This window comes from Paenibacillus agilis (assembly GCF_007786455.1).
Lineage (GTDB): Bacteria > Bacillota > Bacilli > Paenibacillales > Paenibacillaceae > Paenibacillus_B > Paenibacillus_B agilis.
Genome location: NZ_VNJK01000001.1, coordinates 1,641,257 through 1,655,083, shown reverse-complemented (window position 1 = coordinate 1,655,083; position 13,827 = coordinate 1,641,257). Strand labels below are relative to the sequence as shown.

At 43.7% G+C, this 13,827-nt stretch carries 15 protein-coding genes; all 15 read right to left on the bottom strand.

Going from position 1 to position 13,827, the window contains the following annotated elements:
• Nucleotides 1–33 precede the first annotated feature (33 nt).
• The gene (gene trpA / locus FPZ44_RS07430; RefSeq protein WP_261378241.1) at nucleotides 34–855 is read right to left on the bottom strand and encodes a tryptophan synthase subunit alpha; all 822 of its coding nucleotides are present in this window, start codon (nucleotides 853–855) and stop codon (nucleotides 34–36) included.
• Nucleotides 848–2,065, bottom strand: coding sequence for a tryptophan synthase subunit beta (trpB, locus tag FPZ44_RS07425; protein ID WP_144988806.1), 1,218 nt, complete (start codon nucleotides 2,063–2,065; stop codon nucleotides 848–850). Before trpB ends, trpA begins: the two co-directional genes overlap by 8 nt.
• Entirely contained in the window at nucleotides 2,031–2,738 is a 708-nt protein-coding gene (locus FPZ44_RS07420; RefSeq protein ID WP_144988804.1) for a phosphoribosylanthranilate isomerase, read from the bottom strand. Before FPZ44_RS07420 ends, trpB begins: the two co-directional genes overlap by 35 nt.
• Entirely contained in the window at nucleotides 2,735–3,559 is an 825-nt protein-coding gene (gene trpC, locus FPZ44_RS07415) for an indole-3-glycerol phosphate synthase TrpC (protein WP_144988801.1), read from the bottom strand. Before trpC ends, FPZ44_RS07420 begins: the two co-directional genes overlap by 4 nt.
• On the bottom strand, nucleotides 3,549–4,589 hold the full coding sequence (gene trpD, locus FPZ44_RS07410; protein WP_144988799.1) for an anthranilate phosphoribosyltransferase: 1,041 nt from the start codon (nucleotides 4,587–4,589) through the stop codon (nucleotides 3,549–3,551). The genes trpC and trpD overlap by 11 nt, the downstream gene beginning before the upstream one ends.
• Before the next feature lie 680 nt (nucleotides 4,590–5,269).
• Entirely contained in the window at nucleotides 5,270–5,644 is a 375-nt protein-coding gene (gene aroH, locus FPZ44_RS07405; protein WP_144988796.1) for a chorismate mutase, read from the bottom strand.
• A 2-nt stretch (nucleotides 5,645–5,646) separates the two neighbouring features.
• On the bottom strand, nucleotides 5,647–6,768 hold the full coding sequence (gene aroB / locus FPZ44_RS07400; protein ID WP_144988794.1) for a 3-dehydroquinate synthase: 1,122 nt from the start codon (nucleotides 6,766–6,768) through the stop codon (nucleotides 5,647–5,649).
• A gap of 10 nt (nucleotides 6,769–6,778) precedes the next feature.
• Nucleotides 6,779–7,948, bottom strand: coding sequence for a chorismate synthase (aroC, locus tag FPZ44_RS07395; protein WP_144988791.1), 1,170 nt, complete (start codon nucleotides 7,946–7,948; stop codon nucleotides 6,779–6,781).
• A gap of 197 nt (nucleotides 7,949–8,145) precedes the next feature.
• Nucleotides 8,146–9,012 (bottom strand): CheR family methyltransferase, encoded by an 867-nt coding sequence (locus tag FPZ44_RS07390; protein WP_144988789.1) that lies wholly within the window; start codon nucleotides 9,010–9,012, stop codon nucleotides 8,146–8,148.
• A 134-nt stretch (nucleotides 9,013–9,146) separates the two neighbouring features.
• Nucleotides 9,147–9,590 (bottom strand): nucleoside-diphosphate kinase, encoded by a 444-nt coding sequence (gene ndk, locus FPZ44_RS07385; protein WP_144988787.1) that lies wholly within the window; start codon nucleotides 9,588–9,590, stop codon nucleotides 9,147–9,149.
• 142 nt (nucleotides 9,591–9,732) lie between these two features.
• Nucleotides 9,733–10,707, bottom strand: a complete 975-nt coding sequence (hepT, locus tag FPZ44_RS07380) for a heptaprenyl diphosphate synthase component II (RefSeq protein WP_144988785.1) — start codon at nucleotides 10,705–10,707, stop codon at nucleotides 9,733–9,735.
• Nucleotides 10,708–10,715: 8 nt separating this feature from the next.
• Nucleotides 10,716–11,588 carry a menaquinone biosynthetic enzyme MqnA/MqnD family protein gene (locus FPZ44_RS07375; RefSeq protein WP_186785948.1) on the bottom strand — a complete coding sequence of 291 codons (873 nt, stop codon included), beginning with the start codon at nucleotides 11,586–11,588 and terminating at the stop codon, nucleotides 10,716–10,718.
• Entirely contained in the window at nucleotides 11,536–12,186 is a 651-nt protein-coding gene (locus FPZ44_RS07370; RefSeq protein ID WP_144988783.1) for a UbiX family flavin prenyltransferase, read from the bottom strand. The genes FPZ44_RS07375 and FPZ44_RS07370 overlap by 53 nt, the downstream gene beginning before the upstream one ends.
• Entirely contained in the window at nucleotides 12,183–13,055 is an 873-nt protein-coding gene (locus FPZ44_RS07365; protein WP_144988781.1) for a UbiA-like polyprenyltransferase, read from the bottom strand. Before FPZ44_RS07365 ends, FPZ44_RS07370 begins: the two co-directional genes overlap by 4 nt.
• Nucleotides 13,048–13,782 (bottom strand): demethylmenaquinone methyltransferase, encoded by a 735-nt coding sequence (locus FPZ44_RS07360; protein WP_144988779.1) that lies wholly within the window; start codon nucleotides 13,780–13,782, stop codon nucleotides 13,048–13,050. The genes FPZ44_RS07365 and FPZ44_RS07360 overlap by 8 nt, the downstream gene beginning before the upstream one ends.
• Between the last annotated feature and the right edge of the window lie 45 nt (nucleotides 13,783–13,827).

Here is a 13,827-nt window from a genome sequence, read left to right as displayed (position 1 = left end):
ACCTCTCCACTTCAGGGTATCAACTTGCTAAAGTTATGATTTTAATTCTCTCACAAACTTGCAAATTTGCAATACCCCATCTTGCGCTGTCTGTGGTGATTGTAGCAATGGCAACGCCTCTTCGATTCGACGAACAATCGCACTGCCAACCACAACTCCATCACATTGCGAAGAGAATCTACGTACATGCTCTGCATTCGAGATACCAAATCCGATCGCGATAGGCAGATCGGAAGCTGTACGGACTTCATCCAAAAAATCTTCTATATTCGCAGCAAATGAACTCCGAACCCCTGTAACACCTAAGGAGGACACACAATAAATAAAACCTCGGGCATGCTGTGCGATTTGTTTGACCCGCTCCTTCGAGGTTGGTGCGACTAGCGGCACAAGATGAATCGAGTAACGATCTGCTATTTCACGAATAGGCGTACTCTCTTCAAGAGGCAAATCAGGTATAATAATGCCGCTTATTTCGGAGTCTACCATTTCATTAAATAATTTCTCCGCCCCATATTGGAGTACAGGATTGTAGTAAGTGAACAGAACGTAAGGTATGGACGCACCGCGCTCCCTAGCTTTTTTCGCTACCTGTAAACTATCTCGAATCGTAATATGATTTTGCAGCGCACGGGCTGAAGCACGTTCGATAACAGGCCCATCAGCAAGCGGATCTGAATAAGGGACGCCTAACTCAATAATATCCGCCCCTGACCGTTCCATTCCTAGCAACAGCTCTAACGTAATATCGATATGAGGATCTCCAACTGTAATAAATGGAATAAGGGCAGATTTCCCTTCTGACTTTAACTTTTCGAATGCTGCATCCATACGATTCATGACGGCATTATTCATGTTTATTCCCCCCTAGTACTTCCATGATCGTACCCACATCCTTATCCCCACGACCTGATAAGCAGATTACTAACAACTCATCTTGCTTCATCGTAGGAGCGATCTTTATCGCTTGGGCTACGGCATGAGAGGACTCCAACGCAGGAATAATTCCTTCTGTACGACACATAAATTGAAGGGCATCTAGTGCTTCTTTATCTGTAATCGGTGCGTATGTTGCTCTGCCGGATGCATTCAAGTGAGCATGTTCTGGCCCTACGCCTGGATAATCAAGCCCCGCAGAAATGGAGTGAGCTGGCTGCACTTGACCAAACTCATCCTGTAACAAATAGCTTAACGAACCCTGAAACACACCTGGTGTACCCAAAGTCATTGTAGCCGCATGCTCTTTCGTATCGACACCTCGACCAGCAGCTTCCACACCTACGAGATTCACACTAAGATCATTAATAAATGGATAGAACATCCCCATCGCATTGCTTCCACCGCCAACAGCAGCAACGCATACATCCGGCAATCTTCCTTCTAGTTCTTGTATTTGCCTTTTCGTCTCATCCCCGATAATACGTTGAAAGTCACGAACGATCATCGGATAAGGATGAGGCCCTACTACAGAACCTAAAATATAGAAAGTATCCATCACATTAGAAACCCAATAACGCAATGCTTCATTTCCAGCATCCTTCAATGTTCTTGTACCGGAAATGACGGGTACGACCTCCGCACCAAGCAGCTCCATACGGAAAACATTAAGACGTTGACGTCTCATATCTTCCTCGCCCATAAATACTTTGCATTCTAATCCAAGCAACGCACAAACGGTAGCTGTAGCTACGCCATGCTGACCAGCCCCAGTCTCCGCAATCACCTTCTTCTTGCCCATCCGCTTGGCAAGTAATGCCTGACCAATGGTGTTATTTATTTTGTGAGCACCTGTATGGTTCAAATCTTCACGTTTTAAATAAATTTTTGCTCCACCGAGCTCCTTCGTCATGCGCTCTGCATAATAAAGAGATGTCGGACGGCCTGAATAGCTTTGCAGCAGCTGCTTGTACTCTATCTGAAACTGCTCATCGTGCCGGTAAGTTTCATAAGCTTGCTCAAGCTCGATTAAAGCATTCATCAACGTTTCAGGGACATATTTTCCGCCAAACTGGCCATAACGCCCGTTCGCATCAGGATAACGGTAAACTTCTTCTTGTACGGACATGTTGTCTCACCCTTCCTATAAATGTATCTACTTTGCTCATGTCTTTGCTTCCATCTGTTTCGACGCCACTGGAAACGTCTACGCCATCAAGCTCATAGCGTGATAGCAAACTGTTAATGTTGTCAGGATTCAGTCCGCCAGCAACATACAACGGCACACCTATTTGTTTAGCACGGGATTGATAATACGGGATCACATCCCACTGAAACACTTTCCCCGAGCCTCCACCCTGAACCGGATCATGAGTGTCAAGCAGCAATAAGTCAATGTATGGAGCTGCTGTAGATAAGCGTTCAAACTGATGATTCAATTCATCTTCAAAATCTATTCTATCAACGTTAGATATTGGCAATGTTAGCCAAACGTTCATGTTACTATTTTCTTTCACCCATCGACATTTGTCCAGCTGATCGTTGGCATGAAATTGCAACGCCTGCACTGTACAGGACTGAATAACTGGCTTCAAAAGTTCAGTATCCACGTGCGCGAATACACCGACCGTATGAGGAATGCGAACTTGTTCCTCTTGTAACTGATTGAGTATCCATTGTACGGCATCTGGACTCACTTGCCTGCGACTTTTCGCAAATACAAATCCGATATGGTCAGGATTGTATGCGATGACGTCTCTTGTCATTTCTAAAGACGTCATCCCGCATATTTTAACGTTCATGAACTCACACTTCCTGAAGCAGAAGAAGCCTGCTCAACGGGTTGCATCAGCTTGTTAACAGCCTCACCAATGTCGTCGTTTCGCATAAAATGCTCACCGATAAGCACTGCATCGACACTGGACTCATATAAATGAGCAATATGTTCAGGCAAGTGGATACCACTCTCACTCACTAATGTGCAGTGGCTAGGAACCAATTTACGTAATTGATCGGTTTGAGCCAAGTCTGTAACAAAGGTGTGCAAATTGCGGTTGTTAATGCCAATCAGCTCAACATGCTCCAATTTCAATACACGAAGCAGTTCACTTTCTTCATGTACTTCGATTAATGCTTCCATTCCTAATTCTCTGCTTTGCTCAAATAATTCCTTAAGCTGCGCATCATCCAAAATAGCAGCAATGAGCAATACAGCGTCCGCCCCAATTAATCTTGCTTCAAGCAACTGCTCGCGACTTATAATAAAATCTTTGCGCAACATAGGAACATCAACTTGCGAGCGAACTTGCTTAAATATATCGATTCCACCCTGGAAGTAGGAAACATCGGTCAACACAGATAATGCGTCAGCACCCGCATGAACGTAGCTTTGCGCAATCTCTACTGGATTAAAATGCTCTCGAATAATCCCTTTAGAAGGGGATGCTTTTTTTACTTCTGCTATTAATCCCACTCCACGATTACGATTCGCCGTAATCGCTTTTCTTAGTGATCGCACTGGCATGAACCTTGAAATATCTGCTTCCGCTTGAGCAACATTCAAGGTCTTCTGCAGTTGCTCAACTTCTGACTGCTTCGTTTCTACAATACGATTAAGAAACATGACTCATCCCTCCAGTTGTCTCTATCAATTGTTGCAGCTTACTATGTGCCTTTCCAGTATCTATCATATCAGCAGCAATTTGTACCCCTTCGCGTATGGAATCAGCTTGACCGGATACATAAATGCAAGCACCTGCGTTTGCAAGTACGATATCCCGATGCGCCCCGCGTTCGCCTTTTAAAATGTTCAATATAATTTTTGCATTGTCAGACGCTTCGCCGCCAAGTACGTCACTCAACGACTGCGTTCGTAAGCCCATATCTTCAGGGGTAAGTTCATACGTGCGCAGGTCTCCATTTCGCAGTTCACTAATACGAGTGGGTGCAGACAAGCTAATCTCGTCTAACCCATCGAGACTGGATACAACCATAGCCCGCTTCAAACCAAGTTCGCGCAGAACAGCTGCGACAGTTTCCGTTTTCGTTTTGTCATAAATGCCAAGCAGTTGGCGATCTGCTCCAGCTGGATTCGTCAAGGGGCCAAGCATATTAAATACGGTACGTATGCCAAGCTCTCTACGAGGCGCTGCTGCATATTTCATTGCAGGATGGAACATTTGCGCAAACATAAAGCATATCCCAATCCGATCCAAACATTCTGCAGCATTCTCACTGGATAAATGGATATTCACACCCAGTGCTTCCAACACATCTGCACTGCCTGAACGACTGGAAGCCGATCGATTGCCATGTTTAGCTACACGAACAGATGAGGACGCCGCAATAATAGCGGATACTGTCGATACGTTGAGCTTATGAATGCCGGAGCCTCCAGTACCACATGTATCAAGCAATTGTTCACGGGATGTGTTCACCTGCTTCGCAGCATTTCGCATTCCTTCTGCCAACCCTGTTATCTCATCTACCGTTTCGCCTTTTAGACGAAGACCAGCAAGTAACGCTCCGATTTGAGCAGGCGTTACATCACCACGCATAATATCTTCCATTACATGCCGAGCTTCTTCCCTTGATAGGCTATCTCCGCTCAGCAACTTACTTAAAGCTTCTTTTACACGATAATCGTTTGTCATATGATCCTCTCCTTTTCGTTTCTTGTTTCTATTAGTAACTGTATTAGCCTTACTATCTCAGTTCGTTTGTGAAGAGATGTTCATTGCTAGTTTCCTAATTGAACCTTAATGAATAGCTTCTTGTTAGCGAGCTAAACGGTATGACGTTCGCCAATCTTCTATTGGTAAACTCGGTATACGTGAGAAACGAAAAAGAGAAGATATTGAACTCGTGGGATCATTCCTTAGTTCGATCATTGGAGGAATCATCGCGCACACTCCTTTCCCATACTTGCATGGATAGGGAGAGATAGCTGTTCAACAACAAAAAAACCTCTGCTTCCGCAGAGGTGTGTTGAACGCGATGATAATATTGAAGAAATAAAAGGTGTTGTTATCAGGATGCAAGGTAGATTGAATAAAGGCATAAAGCCAATACACCACCTATGCACACATAAGTATGGACGTATAGAAGGTATGCCAATGAATGCATCACTCTTGTTATACAACAAGACTAAGGATACATAGCATTGTAAATACTTCTTATCTCCATCTAAATCTGATAGCCAATAACACGCTTATACTCAACTCTACTCATCTAATCTCATCTCAACTACACTATGCTCAACTCTGCTAATGCCAACTATACACTAGCATGTGGAAGTCGTCAATGACCTACTCACATGCCTATAGCCACTTCATTACGAAGCAGGTCCTGCCAAATCAGGACGCAGTTGTGCCGACTCCTTTAAATATACATGCTGGATAGCCTTTTGTGATTTATCAGTATTAATATGAACCAGCAATCGTATACATTTAGGCAAACTACCCTCAACCGGTATTTCCAACGCACACATAATAGGGACAAGTTCCCAATTCGGTAATGTACGAATAGCACGAGCTGGGAACGTTGCATTTAAATCTTCAGTCATTGTAATCCAGACACTAGCAATAGATTCTGGCTCGACACCATTACGCTGAACGATTTCATCAAGCAGTTCTGATGTCGCTTGTAAAATCTCATCCGCATCATTTGCTTGCACGGTTGTTGCTCCACGTATTCCTCTCACCCACATGGTTAAGCCGACTCTCCTTTCAATTTATCCACTACACTGCGCACAAGCTCAATAGATATATCATGTCTAATATCTACTTGGCCCACCGCGGTTGGAATAACAAATGTCGTTCTGCCACCGCTGAATTTCTTATCGTGCATCATAGCTGACAGGATAGCATCTGTATCATAATGTGACGGGATGGATGTAGGCAATCCGAATGCCTCCAATATGCGACGTGTGTATGTGACAAGCTGAGAATCTTCCCCCAGCAGCACAGCCAACTCCGCTGATCCCACCATACCAATAGAAATCGCCTCACCGTGAAGCAGTTCACCGTACTGGCCTACTGCTTCAAGCGCATGGCCAATCGTATGCCCTAAATTCAAAATTGCGCGTAAGTTTTGTTCACGCTCGTCTTTAGAAACGACCTGCGCTTTAACATTACATCCCATATAAATGCCATATGCAAGTTTCGCCTGGTCTAGAGCAACTAAATCATCCGCATGTTCCAAGCACCAATCCGAAAATGCTTCATCCCAGATCAGACCATGCTTAATCATCTCAGCAAGACCAGCACGAACTTCTCTAATTGGAAGCGTATGAAGCGTCTCCAAATCAAAAATGACCGCCTCAGGCTGATGAAAAGCACCGATCATATTTTTGGCCAACGCATGATTAACCGCTACTTTACCGCCTACACTGCTGTCATGAGCTAAAATAGTAGTAGGAAGTTGAATGAATTTAACACCTCTCATATATGTAGCGGCAACAAATCCTGCCAAATCTCCAACTACACCGCCACCAAGCGCAAGTACAGTCGATTTCCGATCCAATCCCGCCTCGATAGCAGTTGTCATGCATGCTTCATAATGCGTTAAAGATTTAGATGATTCTCCCGATGGAACAATATGTACAACAGTATTATAGCCCCCTTCTTGCAAAGCTTGTTGTACAGTCGCTAGATGATGCTTAGCAACCTGCTCGTCGGATACTAGCAAGAGCGGACTCCCGTTTGATATACCACGTTCAAGCAGTAATGCGCTTAAGCGAGGGAGTAGACCACTCCCTATCCATATTGGATAGGAGCGATCCTCCAAAGAGACGATAAGTTCACGACATCCCAAAGATTGATTAGTGTCCATATCTATCACCTTAGTACTGTGCTAGTTGATTCAAGTAATTTTCGTAGTTGGCACGAATTTCTTCCATGGAATCTCCACCAAACTTCTCAAGAAATGCTTTAGCTATTTCCCAAGCAACGACATGCTCCATCACTACACTTGCAGCAGGCACTGCGCAAGCATCTGAACGCTCTACTTGTGCTGTGAACGCTTCTTTTGTATCAATATCCACACTACGCAACGGCTTATACAAGGTTGGTATCGGCTTCATTACCCCGCGAACAACAACAGGCATGCCATTTGTCATGCCACCTTCAAAACCGCCTAAGCGATTCGATGCCCGTGTATATCCATTTTCCCCGTGCTCAATCTCATCGTGAACCTGTGAGCCGCGAAGAATACCTGCTTCAAATCCGATTCCAATCTCAACGCCTTTAAAAGCATTAATGGACATTACTCCTTGCGCAATTCGACCATCCAACTTACGATCATATTGAACATGACTTCCTAATCCGACAGGAAGCCCTTCGACGATACACTCGACAATGCCGCCGATAGAATCGCCCTCTTTTTTAATTTGATCGATGTAAGCTTCCATTTTCTTTTCTGTTTCTTCATCAACGACACGCACAGATGACTGCTCTGTACGCTCGATTAATGCATCAATTGAAATATCTCCTACTGGAGGTGCCTCAATTTCTCCAATACGAATAACATGACCCGCAATTTTGATACCAAATTGCTCAAGGAGCTGTCGAGCCAAAGCACCACAAGCTACTCTTGCAGCAGTCTCACGTGCACTTGAGCGCTCCAATACATTGCGCAAATCTTTCAAGTTATATTTTAATCCACCGTTCAAATCCGCATGTCCAGGACGTGGGCGGTGTACGCGGCGCTTCTCTTCGTCGGTTCCCTCGATTGGCTCAACGTTCATAATGGAAGTCCAATGCTTCCAATCCTTGTTCTCAACAACAAGTGCAATAGGTGCACCTGTCGTACGACCATGGCGAACACCACCTACGATTTGTGCAGTATCTGTTTCAATTTGCATACGACGACCACGGCCGTAGCCTTTTTGACGACGTAGCAAATGATTATTAAGCTGTTCAAAATCTACAGTCATATTACTAGGCATACCTTCTATAATAGCGGTTAATTGCGGACCGTGTGTTTCACCAGCTGTCAAAAATCGTAGACTCATTTACTGTTCCTCCTTTAAGCTGTGATGCTGTGAATGGCTAAAATCTCAGACTCTTTGCTCATTATAGTATAGGTGACATCGTTTGACAAGAAAGCATCAACCGCGTTTAATAAGCTCCCGCCTTAGAGAATCAAGGATTGCAGGCAATTTATTACTGCTACTTGAACGATATACCTCACATTTCTGCTAGACTCTGACTACAATTTGCGATAGAAGAATGTCTCTTGTGTTTCCAAGCCATATTGCGCTGGGTTAAAGATTTGTTCCGTGCTGCCTACAAACAGAATTCCACCTGGTCGAAGCGCCTGGGAGAACTTTTTATAAAGTTCATGTTTTGCTTCTTCCGTAAAATAGATCATAACGTTGCGGCAAATAATCAGATCCAAATTCGTTTCGAACTTGTCCAACAATAAGTTTTGCTTTCGAAATTGAACATGCGGCTTCAACATTTCATGTACGCGATACATATCTCCATCTGGCTTGAAATACTTTTGTTGAAATGCAGGCGGAACATCCTTTAATGCCCGTTCGATATAAATACCATCCTTTGCACGCTGCAATGCATTTTCATCAATGTCAGATGCAAAGAGAGTTGTGTTCTTAAAACAATTTTTATCATCAAGAATCATCGCAAGCGTATAAGGTTCTTCACCCGTTGAACATGCAGCACTCCAACAACGAAGCTGTTTACTTTCTGCCATTAATGCTGGAAGAACGCGATCTTTCAACACTTCCCAACGGTTTGGATTCCGCCAAAATTCGGATACGTTGATCGTCATACGGTCCAAAAACTCATAAAACAGCTTTTTGTCTGCATTCATGGCATTCGCAAATTGTTCGAAGGTAGAGTGACCATTCTTTACACGTAATGTCGTAAGTCGACGGCGCATCTGCGCTTCTTTGTATTGGGAAAGATCAATTCCTGTCTTCTGCTTAATTAGCTGTATGAATATCGCATAATCAGCATCTTCTTCTTGAGAATATACGATTGTGCGTGTTGGAATATCTGCTAGCGCAGCCAACTTATCTGCTTTTGTCTGATCTTGGTATGTAGGTCTCTCCATCTGCTGCTTCTCCCATCATTTTTCATATGTACTGTTTCTTCACTTATATCATACTAGCAAGGACTATGCACCAATTAAAAAAGACACGACGAAAAAATTTCGTCATGCCTGTCCGTATAACATCATTATTTAGCTTAAATCCACGGTTCAATTGACCGAGTATATCCAAGCAACTCGCTATCATTGAACATATTGGCAATCTCGCGCTCTGCACTTTCAGGTGCATCCGAACCATGCACAAGATTGAAGTTCGTATGCGCAGCATAATCACCACGAATCGTTCCTGGCAATGCATCCGCAACCTTCGTCTTACCAATCATAAGTCGAGATAACGAGATGACATCGTCACCTTCCCACACCATCGCGAACACTGGACCAGAAGTGATGAAGTCTACCAATTCTCCGAAAAATGGCTTTTCTGCATGCTCGGCGTAATGACGCTCTGCTTGATCACGCTCAATAATCATCAACTTACCTGCTGCTAATTTAAATCCCTTGCGTTCAAATCGGCTTACGATTTCACCAATCAGGCCACGCTGCACGCCGTCTGGCTTAACCATGATGAATGTGCGTTCCATACGTTCACTCCTTGATACCTATGTGAAGTTGTCCAACACAGAAAATTATACCAGATTTTGTTTGTAAGCGCATCCTTTTCTAAAAATATAGCCTATGCATTTATAGCATAACGAATGTAATGCTAATGCATAAGCTCTATTTTTAGTGATTTCGATTTGCGATGAAATGTGCGATATCTTTTAAATTCCGCTTTGCCCGTTGATTAGGCAGTTCCGCGAGTGCATCCATTGCCTTTTGTATGTAGCGATCTGCTAGCTGCTCCGCAATCTTAATTCCATTACTATATCGAATTAAATCAAGTGCTTTCGTCGCATCCGAATGACCATTGTTCAAACGTATTTCGTCAATGTGCTTTAGCAATGGTTCCTGCAAACGAGGTTCTTGCAGTGCGTACAAGACAGGAAGCGTAATGTTCCCTTGTAAAATATCATTACCCGGCGGTTTGCCCAACTGTGATTCAGTACCAATCAAGTCAAGCACATCATCACGAATTTGGAATGCCATCCCAACGTTGTATCCATAGCGATACAATAGTCGGCTCACATTTTGATCTGCACCAGCTGCCAAAGCTCCCAGTTGACAACTGATGGCGATTAGCAATGCCGTCTTTCTACGGATACGCAGCAAATACTGGCGAACAGACTGACCCGTGTTAAAGAAATCACGGATTTGTTCCATTTCACCTAGACACATCTCAACCATTGCTTTAGAGAGGATAAGATGAATATCTGGATTTTTCAATTCCGTTACAAGAGTTAATGCTTTCCCGTAAATAAAGTCACCCGTATACATGGCAATGCGATTATCCCATTTTGACTTAACCGTCATGCTGCCTCTACGTGTATTCGCGTCATCTATGACATCATCATGCACGAGGGAGGCCATATGAATCAATTCCAGCGGCACAGCAACTTTTTTGAGTTGCTCCAAATCGTATGTGCCAAACTTACCAGAGAGCAAAACAAATACAGGCCGTATTCGCTTGCCTCCTGCTTTTAATAAATGAAGTGTCGTTTCATTAAGCAATTCATGATCAGATACGACAGTACGCTCCAATTCACGCTCAATATAGGACACGTCATTTTTCATAGTTGCATAAATATCCCACAATTTCATACCGTCACCTAACCAACCTTATTTTCAGACCATATATCAAGTTGAACATGATGATCAATAAGACCTAGCTCATATGCATATTTAAAATACAACTGCAACCCCTGTTGCTGTCTTGGACCAAAATCATAGTTCAAGTTTGCAAAATAGTGACGCCAAAACTGCTCCGTACCACCGACTCTTTGTACGGCCGTTTGAATAAGGGGATCAGGGCTGTGAATGCTTTTCTGCTTACTTTGCTCAAAAGCTTCGACGATGCGACCAATGTCAGAAGGATGACTAACGAGTGCCTGTTTGCGAACAGCCCAGACTGCGAATGTCATCCAATGCCCTGTCCATTCTTGCCACATCTGCCCTAAATCCAACACCTGATAGCGACCATGTTGTTCATTATCCCAATAAGCTCGAATCGCATGATCACCTATCAATAATGCCGCATCAGCATTTTCCATCATTCGATCAAGTTGGGGATCCATCGGAATATAGTTCGGTTGAGCGCCATAGCGCTTTTTAGCTATTATTTTGAACAAATTAATGGAGGTAGCAGAAGACGTAGTCAATGCAATCGTGCCTTCTAGCGCTTCTATCAATGGCTTATTCAAAAATAGCAAAATGGAATTAACAGCCCCGTAGGCACTAACCGACAAATCAGGAAATAACACATAGTCTTTACTGGATACGCCATACGCAAACGCTGAAATAGGACCCATATCGATATTTCCTTCCTTCATCGCCTTATTCAAGGTCGATGGAACAGCAGGGACAAGCTCGACAGGTGACAACGTTTGTTCAGGCCTAAAGTGATAGAAAATGGGCCAAACGTTCGTATAATCAATTTGGCCGATTCGTATCGTACTCATCTGTGGATTCAACGGAATGCTCATTCGGCTCTCCCCACCTTGTAAACAGTTGATGATCAATGTCCAAGCTGTCTAATACCTTTCCAACAAGGAAGTTTACGATGTCATCCAATGTCTGTGGACGATAATAAAAGGCAGGCATTGCAGGGACTATTTTCACACCTAATCGGGACAGCTTAAGCATATTCTCAAGGTGTATGGCATGCATTGGCGTTTCACGAGGAACTAAGACGAGAGGTCTTCCTTCCTTGATCATGACATCAGCTGCACGTGCCATCAAATTATCTGATGTTCCATGGGCAATGGCAGACAGCGTTCCCATCGAACACGGCATAATAATCATTCCTTTAACGCGGAACGATCCACTCGCAATACTTGCTCCAATATCTTGAATAGGATGATATTGAATTCGTTCAGCAGCATCACCGAACGCTTCCTTGATGGCTTCTTGCCTTCTAGTCACTTGCCAGTCCAGCTCTTCTTTAAGTACACGCCAGCCAGCGTCAGAAATGAGCAAATGAACGAAGTGACCAGCAGCTAGCAAAGATTGAACAAGACGTACACCATATATAGCGCCGCTTGCTCCTGTAATGCCTACGATCCAACGTTCAGGATTACTCATGAACGCAGCACCACCAAGTCAAGTAAACTAAACACGAACACGACGACACTGAGCACACCATTCATGGTGAAAAATGCAGTGTTCAAGCGTGTCAAATCATTCGGCTTCACGATAAGATGCTCATAAATCATCAAGCCTGCAGCAATTAATGTACCAATGAGATACAACCAGCTCAGCTCAGTCATAAACGTTAACGATATGAACCCGACTGCTGTTACAATATGAAAACCTCGAGCAATCATAAGCGATCTTGCAATACCAAATCGAACAGGAATGGAGTGTAAGCCTGCCTTCTTGTCGAATTCATAGTCTTGACATGCATACACAATATCAAACCCTGCCGTCCAAAAAGCAACTGTCAAGAAAAAGACCATTGCTGTCCAATCGATGACATTCGTTACCGCAACCCAGCCACCAAGCGGTGCAAGTGCAATTGTAAACCCGAGAATAACATGACAGAGCCAAGTAAAGCGCTTCGTAAACGAATAAAATACGAGCATAAACACAGCAATAGGTAATAATACAAAGGATAATGGCTGTAACTCATAGGCTGCCCATATTAATAATCCAAACGAAACAATTGTAAATACGATTACTTCACCAAACTTTAACAATCCGGCTGGAATCGCTCGATTGGCTGTACGAGGATTTTTCGCATCGTACGCTGCATCAATAACACGATTCAACGCCATAGCAGCACTGCGTGCGCCAATCATAGCAACTAAAACCCAACCAATCTCTGTCCAGCTCGGCATTCTGCTTTGTAAGGTCATCGCGCCTAGAATAGAGCCCATAAACGCAAATGGCAGTGCAAAAAGCGTATGCTCGAACTTGATCATTTCAAGAATTATTTTTATTTTATTAAACATGCTCGTTCCCCTTCGTCCCCATATGAAGCGCAGCTACACCCATAAAGAATGGCTTCACTTCAACTCTCTCCAATCCCGCTTCCTCAAACATACGGGCCAATTGTATATGGTCAGGGAATGAAGCCTGGGATTCTGACAGCCACTGGTATTGTTCATATCGCTTCGCAACCAATTTACCTAACATCGGCATAAACTTCTGGAAGTAAAGATTATAAATACCTTTAAAGGGCTGCGTAGAAGGCTTGGAAGTCTCTAAACAAACGACTTTTCCACCTGGTTTGACGACTCGACGCATCTCACGAATAACCTGCATGTAGTCAGGCACATTCCTCAAGCCGAATCCAATCGTCACATAATCAAACGTATTGTCTTCAAACGGAAGTTCCATAGCATTACCTTGTACAAGCGTTATTTGCTTGTCCAATCCTAGCTTGTCTACTTTGTTCTTCCCGTGAGCTAACATATTCGCACTAAAATCTAAACCGTAAACAGCTCCCGTTTCCGTTGCTTGTGCGAGTTGGATCGTCCAGTCACAAGTACCGCAGCATAAATCGAGAGCCGTTTGACCTCGTTGTACGTTCATCTTCTTCATCGTGAACGTTCTCCATGCTTTGTGGCGACGGAAGCTTATGATATCGTTCATCACATCGTATTTCGGTGCGATATTTTCAAATACCGCGTGTACATGTTGCTCTTTAGCTTTGCCTTCCTTCGGCGAATGTGTCATCACGTCACGTCACCTAGTCCTTTCATCGCCTATTTTACAACTGAT